This is a genomic window from Pseudomonas entomophila, assembly GCF_029478665.1.
In the GTDB taxonomy this organism is placed as follows: Bacteria; Pseudomonadota; Gammaproteobacteria; order Pseudomonadales; family Pseudomonadaceae; genus Aquipseudomonas; species Aquipseudomonas entomophila_F.
Window position 1 is genome coordinate 64,477 of record NZ_JARPQB010000014.1, and the last position, 19,927, is coordinate 84,403.

At 64.2% G+C, this 19,927-nt stretch carries 18 protein-coding genes and 1 riboswitch; of the genes, 13 read left to right on the forward strand and 5 right to left on the reverse strand.

Annotated elements, in window-relative coordinates; all coding sequences use genetic code 11:
• Window positions 1-82 precede the first annotated feature (82 nt).
• Complete coding sequence (gene tkt / locus P5705_RS09755; RefSeq protein WP_277460620.1) at window positions 83-2,080, reverse strand: transketolase; 1,998 nt, start codon at window positions 2,078-2,080, stop codon at window positions 83-85.
• A gap of 270 nt (window positions 2,081-2,350) precedes the next feature.
• On the opposite strand from tkt, the gene P5705_RS09760 reads away from it, so the two are divergent.
• The 4 genes from P5705_RS09760 to P5705_RS09775 all read left to right on the forward strand — a co-directional run bounded on the left by P5705_RS09760 (window position 2,351) and on the right by P5705_RS09775 (window position 6,827).
• Window positions 2,351-3,343, forward strand: coding sequence for an ArsR/SmtB family transcription factor (locus P5705_RS09760; protein WP_277460621.1), 993 nt, complete (start codon window positions 2,351-2,353; stop codon window positions 3,341-3,343).
• A 19-nt stretch (window positions 3,344-3,362) separates the two neighbouring features.
• Window positions 3,363-4,553, forward strand: a complete 1,191-nt coding sequence (gene metK, locus P5705_RS09765) for a methionine adenosyltransferase (RefSeq protein WP_011536020.1) — start codon at window positions 3,363-3,365, stop codon at window positions 4,551-4,553.
• A 144-nt stretch (window positions 4,554-4,697) separates the two neighbouring features.
• A complete protein-coding gene (ligB, locus tag P5705_RS09770) occupies window positions 4,698-6,371 on the forward strand; it encodes an NAD-dependent DNA ligase LigB (protein WP_277460623.1) in 1,674 nt (557 codons plus the stop codon).
• A gap of 60 nt (window positions 6,372-6,431) precedes the next feature.
• Window positions 6,432-6,827: a DUF1090 domain-containing protein gene (locus P5705_RS09775; protein ID WP_277460624.1), complete on the forward strand. Its 396-nt coding sequence runs from the start codon at window positions 6,432-6,434 to the stop codon at window positions 6,825-6,827.
• A gap of 111 nt (window positions 6,828-6,938) precedes the next feature.
• Here P5705_RS09775 and P5705_RS09780 read toward each other — a convergent pair whose 3' ends face one another.
• A complete protein-coding gene (locus P5705_RS09780; protein WP_277460625.1) occupies window positions 6,939-7,385 on the reverse strand; it encodes a c-type cytochrome in 447 nt (148 codons plus the stop codon).
• Window positions 7,386-7,504: 119 nt separating this feature from the next.
• Here P5705_RS09780 and mltA point away from each other — a divergent pair, with 119 nt between their 5' ends.
• Window positions 7,505-8,656 (forward strand): murein transglycosylase A, encoded by a 1,152-nt coding sequence (gene mltA, locus P5705_RS09785; protein WP_277460626.1) that lies wholly within the window; start codon window positions 7,505-7,507, stop codon window positions 8,654-8,656.
• 75 nt (window positions 8,657-8,731) lie between these two features.
• On the opposite strand, the gene P5705_RS09790 is transcribed toward mltA, so the two are convergent.
• Window positions 8,732-9,118: an MAPEG family protein gene (locus P5705_RS09790; RefSeq protein WP_213658600.1), complete on the reverse strand. Its 387-nt coding sequence runs from the start codon at window positions 9,116-9,118 to the stop codon at window positions 8,732-8,734.
• A gap of 29 nt (window positions 9,119-9,147) precedes the next feature.
• Window positions 9,148-9,981, reverse strand: coding sequence for a DMT family transporter (locus P5705_RS09795; RefSeq protein ID WP_277460627.1), 834 nt, complete (start codon window positions 9,979-9,981; stop codon window positions 9,148-9,150).
• A 205-nt stretch (window positions 9,982-10,186) separates the two neighbouring features.
• Between P5705_RS09795 and P5705_RS09800 the strand changes: the two genes are divergently transcribed.
• Window positions 10,187-11,425: a cation:proton antiporter gene (locus P5705_RS09800; RefSeq protein ID WP_277460628.1), complete on the forward strand. Its 1,239-nt coding sequence runs from the start codon at window positions 10,187-10,189 to the stop codon at window positions 11,423-11,425.
• 109 nt (window positions 11,426-11,534) lie between these two features.
• Here P5705_RS09800 and P5705_RS09805 read toward each other — a convergent pair whose 3' ends face one another.
• Window positions 11,535-11,936 (reverse strand): acyl-CoA thioesterase, encoded by a 402-nt coding sequence (locus P5705_RS09805; RefSeq protein ID WP_009399312.1) that lies wholly within the window; start codon window positions 11,934-11,936, stop codon window positions 11,535-11,537.
• 337 nt (window positions 11,937-12,273) lie between these two features.
• Here P5705_RS09805 and P5705_RS09810 point away from each other — a divergent pair, with 337 nt between their 5' ends.
• From P5705_RS09810 to P5705_RS09840, 7 genes are all read left to right on the forward strand, one after another.
• Window positions 12,274-12,780 (forward strand): inclusion body family protein, encoded by a 507-nt coding sequence (locus P5705_RS09810; RefSeq protein ID WP_240066979.1) that lies wholly within the window; start codon window positions 12,274-12,276, stop codon window positions 12,778-12,780.
• A gap of 85 nt (window positions 12,781-12,865) precedes the next feature.
• Entirely contained in the window at window positions 12,866-13,378 is a 513-nt protein-coding gene (locus P5705_RS09815; RefSeq protein ID WP_277460629.1) for a hypothetical protein, read from the forward strand.
• Between the two features lie 98 nt (window positions 13,379-13,476).
• Window positions 13,477-13,572, forward strand: a riboswitch (S-adenosyl-L-homocysteine riboswitch).
• Between the two features lie 20 nt (window positions 13,573-13,592).
• Entirely contained in the window at window positions 13,593-15,002 is a 1,410-nt protein-coding gene (ahcY, locus tag P5705_RS09820) for an adenosylhomocysteinase (RefSeq protein ID WP_277460630.1), read from the forward strand.
• A gap of 141 nt (window positions 15,003-15,143) precedes the next feature.
• Window positions 15,144-15,989: a methylenetetrahydrofolate reductase [NAD(P)H] gene (gene metF, locus P5705_RS09825; RefSeq protein WP_240066982.1), complete on the forward strand. Its 846-nt coding sequence runs from the start codon at window positions 15,144-15,146 to the stop codon at window positions 15,987-15,989.
• A 98-nt stretch (window positions 15,990-16,087) separates the two neighbouring features.
• Window positions 16,088-17,158 carry a hypothetical protein gene (locus P5705_RS09830; protein WP_277460631.1) on the forward strand — a complete coding sequence of 357 codons (1,071 nt, stop codon included), beginning with the start codon at window positions 16,088-16,090 and terminating at the stop codon, window positions 17,156-17,158.
• Window positions 17,159-17,195: 37 nt separating this feature from the next.
• Window positions 17,196-17,996: a substrate-binding periplasmic protein gene (locus tag P5705_RS09835; RefSeq protein WP_431196936.1), complete on the forward strand. Its 801-nt coding sequence runs from the start codon at window positions 17,196-17,198 to the stop codon at window positions 17,994-17,996.
• Window positions 17,997-18,218: 222 nt separating this feature from the next.
• The coding region (locus P5705_RS09840; RefSeq protein ID WP_277460632.1) for a DEAD/DEAH box helicase at window positions 18,219-19,927 on the forward strand (1,709 nt) is incomplete at its 3' end.

Consider the following 19,927-nt stretch of genomic DNA (forward strand, 5'->3'; position numbering starts at 1 on the left):
CTACAGGGAACGGCGTGCGCAGTGCCCTGTAGGAGCGGCCTTGTGCCGCGAACGAGGGCCAAAGGCCCTCGCCTTTCCTGCATCAGTCTTCCAGCAGTTCTTCGGCGGTGCCCAGGATGTTGTCCAGGGTGAAGCCGAACTCCTCGAACAGCGCGCTGGCCGGCGCCGACTCACCGTAGGTGGTCATGCCGATCACGCGACCTTCGAGGCCGACGTACTTGTACCAGAAGTCAGCATGAGCGGCTTCGATGGCAATGCGCGCCCCCACTTCCAGCGGCAGTACCGACTGCTTGTAGGCGGCGTCCTGGGCGTCGAACACGCTGGTGCTCGGCATCGACACGACGCGAACCTTGCGGCCCTGCTCGGTCAGCTTGTCGAACGCCTGGACCGCCAGGCCCACTTCGGAACCGGTGGCGATCAGGATCAGCTCGGGCTCGCCGGCGCAGTCTTTGAGCACGTAGCCGCCACGGGCGATATCGGCGATCTGCTGGGCGTCGCGTGGCTGATGCTGCAGGTTCTGACGCGAGAAGATCAGCGCCGACGGGCCGTCCTTGCGCTCCAGGGCGGCTTTCCAGGACACGGCGGATTCGACCGCGTCGGCCGGGCGCCAGGTGTCCAGGTTAGGGGTGCTGCGCAGGCTGGTCAGCTGCTCGATCGGCTGGTGGGTCGGGCCGTCCTCGCCCAGGCCGATGGAGTCGTGGGTGTAGACATGGATCACACGCTGTTTCATCAGCGCCGACATGCGCACCGCGTTGCGGGCGTATTCCATGAACATCAGGAAGGTCGCGCCGTAAGGGACCAGGCCGCCGTGCAGGGCAACGCCGTTCATGATCGCGGTCATGCCGAACTCGCGCACACCGTAGAACACGTAGTTGCCGCTGGCGTCGTTGGCTTCGACACCCTTGCAACCTTTCCACAGGGTCAGGTTGGAGCCGGCCAGGTCGGCCGAGCCGCCGAGGAACTCAGGCAGCAGCGGGCCGAAGGCATTCAGGGCGTTCTGGCTGGCCTTGCGGCTGGCGATGGTTTCGCCCTTGGCGGCGACTTCCGCGATATAGGCAGCGGCTTTCTCCGAGAAGTCGGCCGGCAGTTCGCCGCTCAGACGACGCTTGAGCTCGCTGGCCAGTTCCGGGAAGGCAGCGGCGTAGGCATCGAAACGCTTGTTCCACTCGGCTTCGACCTTGGCGCCTGCTTCCTTGGCATCCCACTCGGCCTTGATGTCGGCCGGGATCTCGAACGGTGCGTGGTCCCAGTTCAGTTCCTTGCGGGCCAGGGCGATTTCGTCGTTGCCCAACGGAGCACCGTGGCAGTCTTCCTTGCCCTGCTTGTTCGGGGAGCCGAAGCCGATGATGGTCTTGCAGCAGATCAGGGTCGGACGGTCGCTCTTGCGCGCGGTCTCGATCGCCATCTTGATCTCTTCGGCGTCGTGGCCGTTGACGTTGCGAATCACCAGCCAGTTGTAGGCTTCGAAGCGCGCCGGGGTGTTGTCGGTGAACCAGCCGTGCACTTCGCCGTCGATGGAGATGCCGTTGTCATCGTAGAAGGCGACCAGCTTGTTCAGGCCCAGGGTGCCGGCCAGCGAGGCGACTTCGTGGGAGATGCCTTCCATCATGCAGCCGTCGCCGAGGAACACGTAGGTGTTGTGGTCGACGATGTCGTGGCCTTCACGGTTGAACTGGGCGGCCAGCACTTTTTCCGCCAGGGCGAAGCCCACGGCGTTGGCCAGGCCCTGGCCCAGCGGGCCGGTGGTGGTCTCGACGCCTGGGGTGTAGCCGAACTCCGGGTGGCCCGGGGTGCGGCTGTGCAGCTGACGGAACGACTTGAGGTCATCGATGGTGACGTCGTAGCCGGTCAGGTGCAGCAGCGAATAGATCAGCATCGAGCCGTGGCCGTTGGACAGCACGAAGCGGTCACGGTCGGCGAAGCTCGGGTTGCTCGGGTTGTGCTTCAGGTAGTCGCGCCAAAGCACTTCGGCGATATCCGCCATACCCATGGGGGCACCTGGGTGGCCGCTGTTGGCCTTTTGCACGGCATCCATGCTGAGGGCACGAATGGCGTTGGCACGTTCACGACGGCTGGGCATCGCTGAGTCTCCTGGGGCTTGAATAAGTAGTGAAACGAAAAAAGGCGGCCATTTTCGCCCACTGCGGGGGCCGGGGGCAATGACGGATGGTCGCAGTCGGGCTTTTTTCCTGTGTTTGTTCGGCAATTTGGGTGAAAACAGCGGAATTGCCGTCGACTGCTTCGCGGGTAAACCTGCGCAGGCGAGCTCATCCTCCGCCCATCGACCAATATCAAAACTTTTTGATATTGGTCTTGCTAGGGCAACGATGCCTGTCTAGACTCCCGCCCCATGAACGTCAATGCCCCCATCACGCCTCAACGTAACGACGCGCTGGCCGCCCTGTGCAAGGCCAGCGGCGATCCGTTGCGCCTGAACGTGCTGCGCGCACTGGCCAACGACTCGTTCGGCGTGCTGGAACTGGCGCAGATCTTCGACATCGGCCAGTCAGGCATGAGCCACCACCTGAAAGTGCTGGCCCAGGCCGACCTGGTCGCGACACGCCGCGAAGGCAACGCGATCTTCTACCGCCGCGCCCTGCCCGACAGCCAGCGCCTGGGCGGCCGCCTGCACACGGCACTGCTCGAAGAGGTGGACGACCTTGCGCTGGCCCAGGACGTGCAAGCGCGCATCGCCCAGGTCCAGCAACGCCGCGCGGCCACCAGCCAGGACTTCTTCCTGCGCGTGGAAGAAAAGTTCCGCGCCCAGCAAGACCTGATCGCCGGCCTGCCGCAGTACCGCGAGAGCCTGCTGGCGCTGCTCGACAACCTGAGCTTCGAGGCCGGCGCCAGCGCCCTGGAGGTCGGCCCCGGCGACGGCGGTTTCCTGCCCGACCTGGCGCGGCGCTTCGCCCAGGTCACGGCCATGGACAACAGCCCGACCATGCTCGAGCTGGCCCGCCAGGTCTGCGCGCGCAACGAATTGAGTAACGTAAACCTGCAGTTGGCCGATGCACTGGGTGCAACGGATGTGGAAGCCGACTGCGTTGTGCTGAACATGGTGCTGCACCATTTCAGCGACCCGGCCCTGGCCTTGCGCCTGCTGGCCAAACGGGTGAAGGCGGGCGGCAGCCTGCTGGTCACCGAGCTGTGCAGCCATGACCAGGGGTGGGCGCGCGAAGCCTGCGGCGACCTGTGGCTTGGCTTCGAACAGGATGACCTGGCCCGTTGGGCCGACGCTGCCGGGCTGACCCCCGGGGACAGCCTCTACGTGGGCTTGCGTAACGGTTTCCAGATCCAGGTCCGGCACTTCCAGCGGGCCGCTGGCGACACACAACATCGGTAAATTTCAGGAACCCATCGAGATGAGCGAATACTCCCTTTTCACCTCCGAGTCCGTGTCCGAAGGGCATCCGGACAAGATCGCCGACCAGATCTCCGACGCGGTCCTGGACGCGATCATCGCCCAGGATAAATATGCCCGCGTCGCCTGCGAGACCCTGGTCAAGACCGGTGTCGCCATCATCGCCGGCGAAGTCACCACCTCGGCCTGGGTCGACCTGGAAGAGCTGGTGCGCAAGGTGATCATCGACATCGGCTACAACAGCTCCGACGTCGGCTTCGACGGCGCCACCTGCGCCGTGATGAACATCATCGGCAAGCAGTCGGTGGACATCGCCCAGGGCGTGGACCGCTCCAAGCCGGAAGACCAGGGTGCCGGCGACCAGGGCCTGATGTTCGGCTACGCCAGCAACGAGACCGACGTGCTGATGCCCGCCCCGATCTGCTTCTCGCACCGTCTGGTCGAGCGCCAGGCCGAAGCGCGCAAGTCCGGCCTGCTGCCTTGGCTGCGCCCGGACGCCAAGTCCCAGGTCACCTGCCGCTATGAGAACGGCCGGGTCGTGGGTATCGACGCCGTCGTCCTGTCCACCCAGCACAACCCTGAAGTGTCGCAGAAAGACCTGCAGGAAGCGGTGATGGAGCTGATCGTCAAGCACACCCTGCCGGCCGAGCTGCTGCACAAGGGCACCCAGTACCACATCAACCCGACTGGCAACTTCATCATTGGTGGCCCGGTGGGCGACTGTGGCCTGACCGGTCGCAAGATCATCGTCGACAGCTACGGTGGCATGGCCCGCCACGGCGGTGGCGCGTTCTCCGGCAAGGACCCATCCAAGGTCGACCGTTCCGCCGCCTACGCCGGCCGCTACGTGGCCAAGAACATCGTCGCCGCCGGCCTGGCCGAGCGCTGCGAGATCCAGGTGTCCTACGCCATCGGCGTAGCCCAGCCGACCTCCATCTCGATCAACACCTTCGGCACCGGCAAGGTTTCCGACGACAAGATCGTCCAGCTGGTGCGCGAGTGCTTCGACCTGCGTCCGTACGCCATCACCAAGATGCTCGACCTGCTGCACCCGATGTACCAGGAAACCGCCGCCTACGGCCACTTCGGCCGTACCCCGCAGCAGAAGACCGTCGGCGACGACACCTTCACCACCTTCACCTGGGAGCGCACCGACCGTGCCCAGGCGCTGCGTGACGCTGCCGGCCTGTAAGCCTCTTACAGCGGTAAACGAAAGCCCCTGCCGAGCAATCGGCAGGGGCTTTTTTGTGCAATATCGGCTGACATTTCCCGGGCGCAGAATTCACCACCCCTGCCTAGGCTGAGCACTCCAAAGCACCACGCAAGGAGGCTGGCCATGCTGCTGCGCCTGCTCATCCCATTGCTGTTTTTCCCGGGCTTCGCCCTGGGCGACCACGGGCCGTGTCCCGACTGGCCGGCACAACGCGCCCGGGCCGAGGTCAGTCAGTTGCTCAAGACCCTCGCCCACTGGGACGATCACTATCATCGCCAAGGCGTTGCGCTGGTGGCGGATGAACTCTACGACCAGAGCCGCCAGCACCTTCGGCATCTGCAAGGCTGTTTCGACCTGGCGAGCAACGAAGCCCCCCTGGCCAGCGCACGTGGCCAGGTCCCTCATCCGGTGCCACACACCGGTGTCGACAAGCTGCGTGACGAGCCTGCGGTACGGCGCTGGCTTAAAGGCAGGCAAGGCGTGTGGATACAGCCCAAGGTCGATGGCGTGGCCGTGTCGCTGGTGTACCAACAAGGCCAGCTGACCCAACTGCTCAGCCGGGGTGATGGCGTGCTGGGGCATGATTGGAGCCGACACATCCCCCGGCTGGGTCGTATCGTGCGGCAACTACCGCAACCACTGGACACCGCTTTCCAGGGCGAACTCTACTGGCGCCTCACCGACCACGTGCAAGCCGAGGCGGGCAGCGCCAACGCACGAGGCATCGTCGCCGGGTTGCTGGCGCGCAAGCAACTGAGCGACGAGCAAGGCGCGAGCATCGGCCTGTTCGTCTGGGACTGGCCCATGGGGCCGGACACCCATGCCGAACGCATGGCACGCCTGGCCGACCTGGGGTTTACCGACAGCCAGCGTTTCAGCGTCGCCATCGAGGGTTTCGATGACGCGGAGCACTGGCGCCAGCACTGGTATCGGACTGCCCTGCCCTTCGCCACCGACGGCGTGATCCTGCGCCAGGACGCCCGACCTCCGGCACAGCGCTGGCGAGCCCAGGCCCCTTACTGGATCGCCGCCTGGAAATACCCCTTCAGCCAAGCCTTGGCGCAGGTCCGCAACATTCACTTCCGCATCGGCAGGACCGGGAGAATCACACCGCTTTTGCAACTGGTACCCCTTCAGCTGGATGACCGACGGATCAGCCAGGTCAGCCTCGGTTCCCTGGCCCGCTGGACGCAACTGGACATCCGACCGGGTGACCAGGTCGCGATCAGCCTGGCGGGCCTGACCATCCCACGGGTGGATAGCGTGGTACATCGCAGCCCGCTGCGAGCGGCAGTGGCCGTGCCCGATCCGGCGGCGCATCACTTACTGAGCTGCTGGCAAGCCAGCGCGGCCTGTCAGGAACAGTTTCTCGCCCGCCTGGCCTGGCTGGGTGGCAACAACGGGCTGGACATGGCCGGGGTCGGCGCTGGCGTCTGGCGCCAACTGGTCGAAAGCGGAAAGGTCGCCACCTTGAGCGATTGGCTGGAGCTGACCCGGGAGGACCTGCTGGAAGTGCCGGGTATCGCCCAGACGCGAGCCGAACGCTTGCTGCAGGCATTCTCCCTCGGGCGCCGGCAACCTTTCGAGCGTTGGCTGCGGGGCCTTGGCGTCCCGGCCCCAAGCCATTTCTCGCCAGGGGCAGGCTGGTCCGCCCTGGCCTCCAGAAACATCGAGCAATGGCTTGCCGAACCGGGTGTCGGTGCCGGTCGCGCCGCGCAATTGCAGGCATTCTTCTCCCATGAGCAGATGCAGGCCTTGGCCCAACGCCTGCGCACCCATGAAATCGAGGGTTTCTAATTTCCTCGGATCAGGGCAGCATTTCGCTTTCCGTTGCCCAGCCTTCGAATGGAGTCCCTGATGAAACTGCTCTCGTCCATCGCACTGTCCGCCTTGCTCGGCCTGACTGCCCAGGCCGCGCTGGCCGCCGAGGAGCAACCCGCGCTGACCGGCTGCGCGGCCAAGCGCCAGGCCATCAGCGAGCAGGTCGAACAGGCCCGCGCCCATGGCAACAGCGACCAGCAGGCCGGGCTCGAGAAAGCCCTCGCCGAAGTCACCGAGCACTGCACCGACGCCGGCCTGCGCAAAGAACGTGAACAGAAAGTGCTCGATGCCCGTCACGAGGTGAACCAGCGTACCAAGGACCTGGACAAAGCCATGAAGAAGGGCGACGCGGAGAAGATCAACAAGCGCAAGGACAAGCTCGCCGAAGCGAAGAAAGAACTGCAGGAAGCCGTGGACGAGTTGGAGCGTTAACCCTCACACGATCACTGTAGGAGCGGCTTCAGCCGCGATCACCCGCGAAGCGGGTGCCGCATACCGTGCCGCCCGCATCGCGGCTAAAGCCGCTCCTACAGAAGCTAAACATCAATGATTGCGAAACTCGCTATGACAGGCCTTGCACGCCGCCTCGACCTTGTCCATCGGCGCTTTCATCTGCGCAACATCCAGCGGCTGGGTACGGGTCACCTCGACCAGCTCGCCGGTAACACCCTCCAGCTGACGGGCCAGATCCTGGAACCTGGCCTGACGCTCCCAGATGTCCGGCCGCGCGCTGCTGTCGCCCTCGTCACGCACTTGCGGGAAATGCTGCCAGGGCTGATGGGACAGGCCATCGAGCTTCGCCGCACCGTCGGCGAATTTCGCACCATCGAACGGCAAGCGGCCACGCAGCATGCCGCCCATGTCTTCACTGGTCTTGAGCATCGCCTTGAAAATGGCCTTGCGCTGGCCCAACGGCGAGTCGGGGTCGACGCGATCACAGGCACTCAGGGCAAGGGCGGCGAGCAGAACTACGGTCAATCGCTTGAACATCACGGTCACTTCGGCCTGGCAAAACGGGTGGCCAGTATCACCGCCTGTCGGGCAAAGACCAATAGCCACACAGAAAACAGGGGCGAATTTTCATCTTCGCCCGCATCAGGATCACATTCATGACATCTGTAATGCGCCATCTTATCTGGGCATTCCCGGCCGTGGCCCTCCTGGCCGGCTGCAATGGCGGCGAGAACGCCAAGCCCGAACCCCATGCCATTGCCACCTACGCCAACGCCTCCTGGCAAGACCTGCCCACGGTCAGCGACAACGATCTGCTGGCCGGTTTCCAGGCCTGGCGCAATGGCTGCGAGAAACTCACCCGCGACCCGGTCTGGGCTGAAACCTGCACGGCTGCCACCGGCGTCGCGGCAGACCCTGCCCAGGTACGCGCCTTCCTGCAGCAGAACCTGCAGGTCCACGGCTTGCGCTCGGCCGAGAACAATGCCAACGGCCTGATCACTGGCTACTACGAACCGGTCTACCCCGGCAGCCTGACGCGCACCGAGGCCGCACAGGTACCGGTGTATGGCGTCCCCGAGGACATGATCGTGGTCGACCTGGCCAGTGTGTACCCCGAACTCAAGGGCAAGCGCCTGCGCGGGCGCCTTGAAGGCCGCGTGCTCAAGCCCTACGACACCGCCGAGGTGATCAACCGCGAGGGCGCCAAGGCCCCCGTGCTGGCCTGGCTGACCGACCCGATGGACCTGCAGTTCCTGCAGATCCAGGGTTCGGGCCGCGTCCAGCTGGAAAGTGGCCGGCAATTGCGCCTGGGCTATGCCGACCAGAACGGCCACCCCTATCGCCCGATCGGCCGCTGGCTGATCGAGCAGGGCCAGCTCAAGAAAGAGGATGTGAGCATGGGCGCCATCCACGCCTGGGCCCAGGCCAACCCGCAGCGAGTGCCTGAGCTGCTGGCCAGCAACCCCAGCTATGTATTCTTCGGCACCCGCCCGGACAGCAACGAAGGCCCGCGCGGGTCGCTCAACGTGCCATTGACCGCGGGTTACAGCGTGGCGATTGATCGCAAGGTGATCCCGCTGGGCAGCCTGCTATGGCTCTCCACCACACGCCCCGACGGCTCGCCGGTGGTGCGCCCGGTGGGTGCGCAGGATACCGGTGGCGCCATCACCGGCGAGGTGCGTGCGGACCTGTTCTGGGGTACTGGGGCAGAGGCTGGCGAACTGGCCGGCAACATGAAACAGCAGGGGCAGATCTGGATGCTGTGGCCCAAGGGCAAGCCGTTGCCAGACGTACCCAAAGTACCCTGAATCGGCTGGCGGCCCCTCAGGGGTGCCGCCGTACCTGTAGGAGCCGGCCTTGCCGGCGAAGAAGGCGACGCGGTTCTAGATCGATACCACGAAAAACGACACGATCAACGCCAGCCCGGCAAACCAGACCAGCGAGCGCAACGCCGCCCAGTCCGCCAGGTAGCAGATGATGTAAAGCAGCCGGCTGGTGATATACAGCACCGCCAGCACATCCTGCGTCACCTGCTCGGCATTGCCGACAATATCGGCCACCAGCACCGCCGCGGCAAACGCCGGAAATGCTTCGTAGCCGTTCTGCTGCGCGGCATGGGCACGCCGCGGCAGGCCTGCCAGCTTGTCGAGAAACGCGCGCGGATCATGATTGTCCTTCAGCCCGAAGCGGCCGCTGCTCACCTTGGCAATCAATGCACAAAGCGGTGGCAGGACCAGCGCGATCAGGATGCACCACAGGGCTACGGTCATGCACAGGACTCCTTGTTCACAGGGATAGGTCAGAGCTTCATCACCAGCATGCCTGCCAGCACCAGCCCGCAAGCTAGGAGTCTCGGGCCGCCAAAAGGTTCTTTGAGGTAGCGCATGCCCAGCAGCACCACGAGGATCACGCTCAGCTCGCGCAACGCCGCCGCTTCGGCCACAGAACCCAAGTGCATGGCCCACAGCACCAGAGCGTAGCTCAGCAGCACGCACAGCCCCACGGCCAGCCCCAGCCGCCACCGGGTGCGCCAGAACAGCACGAACTGCGGGCGGCGGGCGACGCCGGCCAGCAGCGGGAACGGCCAGGCACTGAGCAGGGTCAGCCATACCAGGTAGTCCAATGGCTTGCCCCACAAGCGCACGGCCTGACCATCGAACCAGGTGTAGCAGCCGATGCACAGGCCGATCAGCGCCACCACCGGCAGCATCGACCAGGGCAGGCGATCACCACCACCGCCTTGCCACAGCAGGCACGCCATGCCACACGGGATCAGCAGGATGCCGATGATCTGTTGCTGGCTGAGCGACTCGCCGGCGAAGGCCAGGGTCAGCCCCAGCACGACCAGTGGCGACAGGCCGCGCATCAGCGGATAGACCAGGCCCAGGTCACCCACTTTGTAGGCTTTTATCAACAGGTAGCGATACAGCTGTTCGGCGAGCGCCGAAGCCAGCAGCCAGGGCCAGATGCTGGCCGGTGGAAAGTCGACGAAGGCCACGGCCAGGACCGCGAAGACCAGCGCGACCAGGTCCATGCTGGCGATCACCAGCAGGCGTTCGGCGCTGAATTTGATCAGGGTGTTCCAGGTGGCGTGCAGCAGGGCCGCGACCAGTACCAGGGAGGTTGCCAACACGCCTTGGGATCCTTGGGGCCGATGAGAGGCGATCACTATATAGCGTGCCGGCTGGTTCGCCGGCAAGCCGGCTCCTACAAGGGTGAACGGGAACGAATCCGAGAAATCCGGTCATAGGGTGTGTCCCGAGCCCGCCGCCAGATCATCAAAGAACTGCCCGGGCACTTCGGGTAACGACTTGGAAGCCACTGTCACAGGATTCGGGATGCTTGAATTAGTTGCCGCGTTTATCTGCCTCACCACCCTCCTCACTTACGTGAACTACCGCTTCATCGGCCTGCCGCCGGCCATCGGCGTGATGGTCACCGCACTGCTGTTTTCCCTGCTGCTCCAGGGCCTGAGCCTGATCGGCTTCCCCGGCCTGGAGGAGCGCGTCGAAGGCTTGATGAACCAGATCGACTTCAATGACCTGTTGATGCACTGGATGCTGTCGTTCCTGCTGTTCGCCGGCGCCCTGCACGTCAACCTCGCCGACCTGCGCAGCTACCGCTGGCCGATCGGCCTGTTGGCCACGCTGGGCGTGCTGATCGCCACCGTGGTGATCGGCTATCTGGCGCATTGGGTGTTCGCCCTGTTCGGCTGGAACGTGCCGCTGATCTACTGCCTGCTGTTCGGCGCGCTGATCTCGCCGACCGACCCGATCGCCGTGCTGGGCGCCCTGCGTACCGCCAATGCCTCGAAACCGCTGAAGACCACCATCGTCGGCGAATCGCTGTTCAACGACGGCACCGCGGTGGTGGTGTTCACCGTGCTGCTGGGCATCATCCAGCTGGGTGAAACCCCGAGCGTCGCCGAAACCGCCACCCTGTTCGCCCGCGAAGCCATCGGTGGCATCGTCTTCGGTGGCCTGATCGGCTATGCGACCTATCGCATGATCAAGAGCGTCGAACAGTACCAGGTCGAGGTCATGCTGACCCTGGCACTGGTCATCGGCGGTTCGGCGATGTGCTACGAGCTGCATGTCTCGGCACCGATCGCCATGGTCGTGGCCGGCCTGATCATCGGCAACCTCGGGCGCAACCTGGCGATGAACGACATGACCCGCCGCTACATGGACGGTTTCTGGGAATTGATCGACGACATGCTCAACGCCCTGCTGTTCGCGCTGATCGGCCTGGAACTGTTGCTGCTGCCGTTCAACTGGCTGCACCTGGCGGCCGGTGGCGTGTTGGCGGTGGCGGTGCTGGCCTCGCGCCTGCTGACCGTGGCGCCGGCGATCGTCTTGCTGCGCCGCTGGCGCAGCGTGCCCCAGGGCACCATTCGCGTGCTGACCTGGGGTGGCCTGCGCGGCGGCGTGTCGGTGGCCCTGGCGCTGTCGTTGCCGCAAGGCGATGAGCGCGACCTGCTGCTGTCGATCACCTACATCGTGGTGCTGTCGTCGATCCTGGTGCAGGGTTTGACGGTCGGCAAGGTGGTGCGCAAGGTGAGCCAACCGGCCGAATGACGCGCGGCGTAGGAGCCGGCCTTGCCGGCGAACACCGGCATGGCCGGTGCCATGCACCGCGGTGCCTGGGGTTCGCCAGCAAGGCTGGCTCCTACTTTCCTTGCGGCGCTTACTCGACGGCGCTGTCCGGGAACTGGTCCTGGATGTACTTGATCTCGGTGCGCCCGTGCGGTGCCGGCAGCCCATCCTCGCCCAGGTTGACGAAGACCATCTTGTCCACCGTCAGGATGGCCTTGCGGGTGATCTTGTTGCGCACTTCGCACTTGAGGGTGATGGAGGTGCGGCCGAACTCGGTGGCGGTGATGCCCAGCTCGATGATGTCACCCTGGCGCGAGGCGCTGACGAAGTTGATCTCGGAAATGTACTTGGTCACCACACGCTGGTTGCCCAGCTGGACGATGGCGTAGATCGCCGCCTCTTCGTCGATCCAGCGCAGCAGGCTGCCGCCGAACAGCGTGCCATTGGGGTTGAGGTCTTCGGGTTTTACCCATTTGCGGGTGTGAAAGTTCATCTGTACTCCTGGCCGGTGGCCTCATGAACGTCTAGCGGCGGGCGGCGGATCAGCCGGCCCGGCCACGCCCTACATGGTAGTCCCATTGACTTGCGTCAACCATGTCCACGCCCTACGACCATTGGTCAGTATCCGCAGGCCGCCGTTTGACACCCACCCCCACGGATCTAGCCTGATCCTGTGATCCGCAGATCACTCCAAGTGGTCGGACAACCGGAACTTGGCAGACGGCGCGGCTAGACCGGCATTCGCGGGAAGCGAGGCTCCGGGCAGTGCCAGTGGAGAGCGACTGAGGCTCACCATTGACCTACTCGAAATCAGTGAAAGGGAATCCACTATGTCCAGAATCATTGATGTCAGCATCAACTTCGACACCGAAACCATCCTCAAGAAGTTCCCCAACGCGAGCAAGGACCCGAACAAGCCCACGTTCATCCAGCCGGAACACATCTACATGGTCACCTACCAGGACAACGTCATCTCCGGCCAGGCCGGTGGTGAACTGCACCTGAAGGGCCGGGTGGGCGATGTGGTCCGCTGGCGCGAGCAGAGCATCTCGTTCGGCTTCGAGCAGTCGGTGATCCTCTATGGGTTCGTGTCGGACGATCCGAACCATCAACTGCTGGAGGATCCGCGCGCACTCAAGGCCAAGGTGCAGACCGCCGTACCAAACGCCAACAACAAGACCGTGCCAACCTGCCAGGTCAACGAAAACTACTACTGGCGCGGCGACCTGCTCGCGCAGGGCAAGGTCACCTACCACTTCAAGTTCATGATCATCGACCGTGACTGCAAGTGCTGTGGCTACTTCGAATGGGATCCGTTCATCACCATCACCAACTGATCCACGCCGCGCACCGCCGAGCCTTGGGCCGGCGGTGCGCGCCTGTACCCGGATCCATCGTTGGTGCTCAAGGAAGGAGCGCATCATGATTACGGAGAACTCCCCTCATCACTTGCTGCTGATCGTCGACACCCGGGGCCTGCTGGAGGCCTTCGAGCAACTCCCCGATGACCCCGAAGCACCCGCCGAACTCGATCCCCGGCACCTCTGTATCCTGCACACCCGCCCGACATCGGACGCCACCCAGCTCCTCGACTCTCCAACACTGGACGTGGCGATCGGAGACACCCTGCTCCTCAAGGTGGTCCCGGTGGCGCTGCTTGGCGAAGAAATGCTGCTCAGCCACAGCCCGACCAGCGAACCGCCGCTGGACATCGAGCTGGTCGAGCAACGCAACCTGCGCCTGGCGCTTCCCGACGCCTCGGCCCCCCTGCAGCCGGAAAGCCGCCTGGTCGATACTTATCATTGGCGTATCCAGTGCGACACACCGGGCGAGTTCGCGCTGACCTGGAAGCTGATGGTGCTGGCCCAGGGCTGCGAACCCATGGCCCACCTCACCCTGCGTCTTGCATTGCGGACCAACGGCCGCCCTCAGTGAGCCCGTCTGTGCTGTTTAGCCCTTGGGATGCATCGAAAGCCCCGCTATAATCGCCCGGCACTTTCGACGGTGGCCCCTGCGGCCGCCGTTCCCGCCACCCATCCGAGGGGCGCTGCAGCAGGTTCATCCTGTCAGGCTCGGTTGGGGCGTTGTCCGCACAGCGGACGCTCAACGCACAACGGCGCCCATTCGCACACTACGAATGGAGGCTCTCATGAGCGCTGTAAACACGCCTGCAGGTTTTTCCGACTTCAAGGTCGCCGACATCTCCCTGGCCGACTGGGGCCGCAAGGAAGTCATCATCGCCGAATCGGAAATGCCCGCACTGATGGGCCTGCGCCGCAAGTACCAAGCCGAGCAACCGCTCAAGGGCGCGAAGATCATCGGCTGCATCCACATGACCATCCAGACCGCCGTGCTGATCGAGACCCTGGTCGCCCTGGGCGCTGAAGTACGCTGGTCGTCCTGCAACATCTTCTCCACTCAAGACCAGGCCGCCGCCGCCATCGCCGCCGCCGGCATCCCGGTGTTTGCCTGGAAAGGCGAGACCGAGCAGGAGTACGAGTGGTGCATCGAGCAGACCATCCTGAAGGACGGCCAGCCTTGGGACGCCAACATGGTCCTGGACGACGGTGGCGACCTCACCGAGATCCTGCACAAGAAATACCCGGCCATGCTGGAGAAGATCCACGGCGTGACCGAAGAGACCACCACCGGCGTGCACCGCCTGCTGGACATGCTGGCCAAGGGCGAGCTGAAAGTCCCGGCGATCAACGTCAACGACTCGGTCACCAAGAGCAAGAACGACAACAAGTACGGCTGCCGTCACAGCCTGAACGACGCCATCAAGCGCGGCACCGACCACCTGCTGTCGGGCAAGCAGGCCCTGGTGATCGGCTACGGCGACGTGGGCAAGGGTTCGGCCCAGTCCCTGCGCCAGGAAGGCATGATCGTCAAGGTCACCGAAGTCGACCCGATCTGCGCCATGCAAGCCTGCATGGACGGCTTCGAAGTCGTCTCGCCGTTCAAGGACGGTATCAACACCGGTACCGAAGCCGGCATCAACAAAGAGCTGCTGGGCCGCATCGACCTGATCGTCACCACCACCGGTAACGTCAACGTCTGCGACGCCAACATGCTCAAGGCCCTGAAGAAGCGCGCCGTGGTCTGCAACATCGGCCACTTCGACAACGAGATCGACACCGCCTTCATGCGCAAGAACTGGGCGTGGGAAGAGGTCAAGCCACAGGTGCACAAGATCCACCGCACCGGCGCCGGCACCTTCGACCCACAGAACGACGACTACCTGATCCTGCTGGCCGAAGGCCGCCTGGTGAACCTGGGCAACGCCACCGGCCACCCGAGCCGCATCATGGACGGCTCGTTCGCCAACCAGGTCCTGGCGCAGATCTTCCTGTTCGAGCAGAAGTTCGCCGAGCTGCCTGCCGCGAAGAAGGCCGAGCGCCTGACCGTGGAAGTGCTGCCGAAGAAGCTGGACGAAGAAGTGGCCCTGGAAATGGTCCGCGGCTTTGGTGGCGTGGTCACCCAACTGACCCCGCAACAGGCTGAGTACATCGGTGTGACCGTCGAAGGTCCGTTCAAGCCGGACGCCTACCGCTACTAAGCGGCGGGTTGCCAGTACCCGGCGCCTCGCCGGGCACTGGCTGGCAACGTTTCGAACCGATGTCCGAGCCAGGCCGGCCCCCACCGTCCTGGCTTTTATTTGCAGGCAGCTGCCCAGTGTTCGCTGTCCAAGGAACCAGAGATGTCACAAGAACGCCGCTACAGTTTCGAGTTCTTCCCCACCAAGACCGACGCCGGCCATGAAAAGTTGATGGGCGTCGCCCGCCAGCTGGCCAGCTACAACCCGGACTTCTTCTCCTGCACCTACGGTGCCGGTGGTTCGACCCGCGACCGCACGCTCAACACCGTGCTGCAGCTGGAAAGCGAGGTGAAGGTCCCCGCAGCCCCGCACCTGTCGTGCGTGGGTGACAGCAAGGATGACCTGCGCGCCCTGCTCGCCGAATACAAGGCCGCTGGCATCAAGCGCATCGTCGCCCTGCGCGGCGACCTGCCCTCCGGGATGGGCATGGCCAGCGGCGAGCTGCGCTACGCCAGCGACCTGGTCGAGTTCATCCGCCAGGAAACCGGCAACCACTTCCACCTGGAAGTCGCGGCCTACCCGGAGATGCACCCCCAGGCGCGCAACTTCGAAGTGGACCTGGCCAACTTCGCGCACAAGGTCAAGGCCGGTGCCGACAGCGCCATTACCCAGTACTTCTTCAACGCCGACAGCTACTTCTACTTCGTCGAGCGCGCACAGAAGCTGGGCGTGGACATCCCGGTGGTACCCGGCATCATGCCAATCACCAACTACAGCAAGCTGGCACGCTTCTCCGACGCCTGCGGCGCCGAGATCCCGCGCTGGATCCGCAAGCAGCTGGAAGCCTATGCCGACGACACCGCCAGCATCCAGGCCTTCGGCGAGGAAGTGATCACGCGCATGTGCGAGCAATTGCTGCAAGGCGGCGCGCCTGGCCTGCACTTCTACACCCTCAACCAGGCCGAGCCGAGCCTGGCCATCTGGAACAACCTGAAGCTGCCGCGCTGAAGGTATTTCCCGGTAATAATTATTTCGAGCTATGAAGAAGGCTTTGGCTTAGGCTAAAGCCCTCTTCACATTTGCCTCGCAATAGGTTAACGGCCAGCATGCAGCACCCTCAACCCGCCACTCCCCAACTCGTCTACCTGGCATTCGGTGCGGCCACCTACCACCAGGAGGCTTGCTTCAGCATTGTCAGCGCCCTGGCCCATCTACAGCCGGGCGAAACCATGGCCATCCAGGTCTACACCGACGACCCCGCGCCGTACGGCAAGCTGCCCGTGGACCTGCACGTGCTCGACGAAGCCACGCGAAGCGCCTGGAATCAGCCCCACGGCTATCATTTCCGCAGCAAGCATGTACTGCTGCGCCAGGTCCTCGAGCACCACCCGCTGGCCGTGCTCATCGACACCGACACGTTCTTCCGCACATCCCCCATGCAACTGTTTCGGCGGGTCGCTCCCGGCAACCTGCTGTGCAACGCCATCGTCGGGCGTTACGGCGAGTACCCCGAATGCCTGCTGTACAAGAGCCTGTTGTCAACGCTTGAGGCCCGCGACCTGGCCGACTGCCAGATGCCACTGCTCAACTCCGGCGTGATCGGCCTGGCAAAAGAGGACGCCTCGATACTGGATCACTCCATCGCCATGATGGACGAGTTCTACCTGCTCGCGCAGAAAGCCTACATCCTCGAGGAGTTCTGCCTGGCAGTAGCGGCCTATCGCACACTGCAGGTCAACACCTGCACCGATGTGATCCACCACTACTGGAGCCGCAAGGCCCAGTTCCGCGCCAAGATCCAGGCCTGGTTGCGCAAGCACGGTGACGCACCACTTAGCACGGCGGCGCTTGCCGATGTCCGGCTGGTCAATGACCAGTTGCCTCGCCCCCCCAGGCTCCAGCGCCTGGGCTACAAGGCTCTGAGCCTCACCCTGCCGAACAACCAACGGCAGTTTGCCCGGGAATTGCTGTACGGCTGCTACCCCTACGAAAACGAGTTCGACCGTGCCTGCGCGTCGGCCTGGTGGGACAAGGCCCTCGAGAACCTCCGACAGCGTCATGGCCAGGTGGATGCGGCGCAGTTACGCCAATGCCTGCACCAACCCGGGCTGCGCCTGGCCCTTGGCAAGCACCGGCAGGCCATAGAAACCCATCTGCTCAAGCAGCAACAGGCCTGATCGACATGCCGGGCACGCCACCGCAGGGATACCGATCTTGCCCCTGACACGCGCCCTGCTCTCACTCCTGCGCCCTGCTTGCCTTCTACTGCTCATAGGCCTGAGCCCCCAGGCGCACAGCGAGCGGTTGCGTATCGTCAGTGATGACTGGGCCCCTTACCTCTACCAGGACAATGCCCAGGCCAAAGGCATCGACTACGAAGTCACCAACGAGGTGTTCAAACGCCTTGGTGTCGAGGTGGAGTGGGAGTTCCTGCCCTGGAAGCGCTGCATGGCGATGATCCAGCAGGGGCTGGCTGACGGCGTGATGGATACTTTTCGGGTCGAATCGCGTCAGGGCTTCCTGATCTACCCGGACGAGCCCATGTCGGATGTCGAGTTCGTCCTGTATCAGGCCCGCACCCGGCGCCACACCATCGAACACCCTGAAGACCTGGCCGGCCTGACCGTGGGGACTTCACCGGGCTACAACTATGGTGATGCCTTCGACAATTCAGCGCTGTTTCGCCGCGAATCGGCCCCGACTCAGCAAGCCAATTTTGGCAAGCTGGCATTGGGGCGCATCGACCTGCTGGTGACCGATCGCCGTGTCGGTCGTTTCCTGAGCCGCCAGCTCGGCCTGGAGCAGACGGTCGAGGCCCTGCCCATGGTGATCAGCCGCCGCCAGCAGTACCTGGGGTTGGCGCGCAAACCCGGCCGGGAGCAACTGGCCAAAGCGTTCTCGGATGAACTGCGGCGCTTCAAGCAGGAGCCGGCCTACTCCGCTATCGCCTTGCGTTATGACAACCTGGATAACTTTCCTGTCACCGTTGAGCAGCAGGAACGCAGCACGCGCTGATTGCTCTGTTATACTCGGGCCTTCCCGCCCGGCTCACGCCCGGACGCTCGGCCTCACCACAGGCATCCCAAACGACGGCAGCATATAGATGATGCCCGCCAGCCGTTTCCCGGATGCACCGTGAAAGCCCAGCTGGACCGGACGCGATCGCATCCCTCCGATGCCCGTCGCGCCAGGCAGAACACCCCATCGGGCCCAGCCCCCACGAGAACAGGATTGCCCATGTCCTTTGCTTCCCTCGGTCTCTCCGAGGCTCTTGTCCGCGCTATCGAGGCTGCGGGCTATACCCAGCCCACTCCGGTGCAACAGCGGGCTATTCCCGCCGTGTTGCAAGGCCGCGACCTGATGGTTGCCGCCCAGACAGGTACTGGTAAAACCGGCGGCTTCGCGCTCCCCATTCTCGAGCGCCTGTTCCCGGGTGGCCACCCCGACAAGTCGCAACGCCATGGCCCGCGCCAACCGCGCGTGCTGGTGCTCACGCCCACCCGCGAGCTGGCAGCCCAGGTGCACGACAGCTTCAAGGTCTATGCCCGCGACCTGAATTTCATCAGCGCCTGCATCTTCGGCGGTGTTGGCATGAACCCGCAGGTCCAGGCCATGGCCAAGGGCGTCGACGTGCTGGTCGCCTGCCCGGGCCGCCTGCTCGACCTGGCCGGCCAAGGCAGCGTCGACCTCTCCCGCGTCGAGATCCTGGTCCTGGATGAAGCCGACCGCATGCTCGACATGGGCTTCATCCACGATGTGAAGAAAGTGCTCGCACGCCTGCCGGCCAAGCGCCAGAACCTGCTGTTCTCGGCCACCTTCTCCAAAGACATCACCGACCTGGCCGACAAGCTGCTGCACAACCCCGAGCGCATCGAGGTCACGCCGCCGAACACCACGGTCGAGCGTATCGAGCAACGCGTCTATCGCCTGCCGGCCAGCCACAAGCGCGCGCTGCTGGCGCACTTGATCACCCTGGGTGCCTGGGAGCAGGTGCTGGTGTTCACCCGCACCAAGCACGGCGCCAACCGTCTGGCCGAGTATCTGGAGAAGCACGGCCTGACCGCCGCCGCGATCCATGGCAACAAGAGCCAGAACGCCCGCACCAAAGCCCTGGCCGACTTCAAGGCCAACTCCGTGCGGGTGCTGGTCGCCACCGACATCGCCGCCCGCGGCCTGGACATCGACCAGTTGCCCCATGTGGTCAACTTCGAACTGCCCAACGTCGAGGAAGACTATGTGCACCGCATTGGCCGTACCGGCCGTGCCGGCCGCTCGGGCGAAGCCATCTCGATGGTCGCGCCGGACGAAGAGAAGCTGCTCAAGAGCATCGAACGCGTCACCAAGCAGAAGATCCCCGATGGCGACCTGATGGGCTTCGATGCATCGACTGTCGAGGCGGAGAAACCGGAAGTTCGCGAGCGCCAGCAGACCAATGGCCGTGGTGGCCGCAACCAGCAACCTCGCGGCGAAGGCGGCAAGGAAGGCAGTGGCGGGCGCAAGGACAAGGGCAAGGATAAAGGCAAGCAGAAGCCTGCCGCCGAGAAACAGGCCGACAAGGAAAAGTCCGGCGACAAGCAACAGCAAGGCCAGCAACGCAAGCCACGTGACAAGCAGCCGCGCCAGCAGCAAGCCGCCCAAGGCCAGAAAACTGCCCAATCGGCACCGGCCAACCGTGATCCGGAAGAATTCCTGGACGACGATGTCGACAATTTCGGTAACCGCGCCGACTACGTCAGCCCCTATCAGAACGCCAAGAACCAGGGTCGCAACCGCCGCCCAGGTAGCAATGCTGGTCAAGCCCAGGGCTCCGGCCAGCGTAGCGGCGGTAGCCAGGGCCAAGGCCGTGGCACCGGCCAGCAGCGCCAGGGCCAGAACCAGGGTTCCGGCGAGAAACGTGCCCGCAATGGCGGCGCTGGTAACGGCGGTGCTCGTCGCGACAACAACGG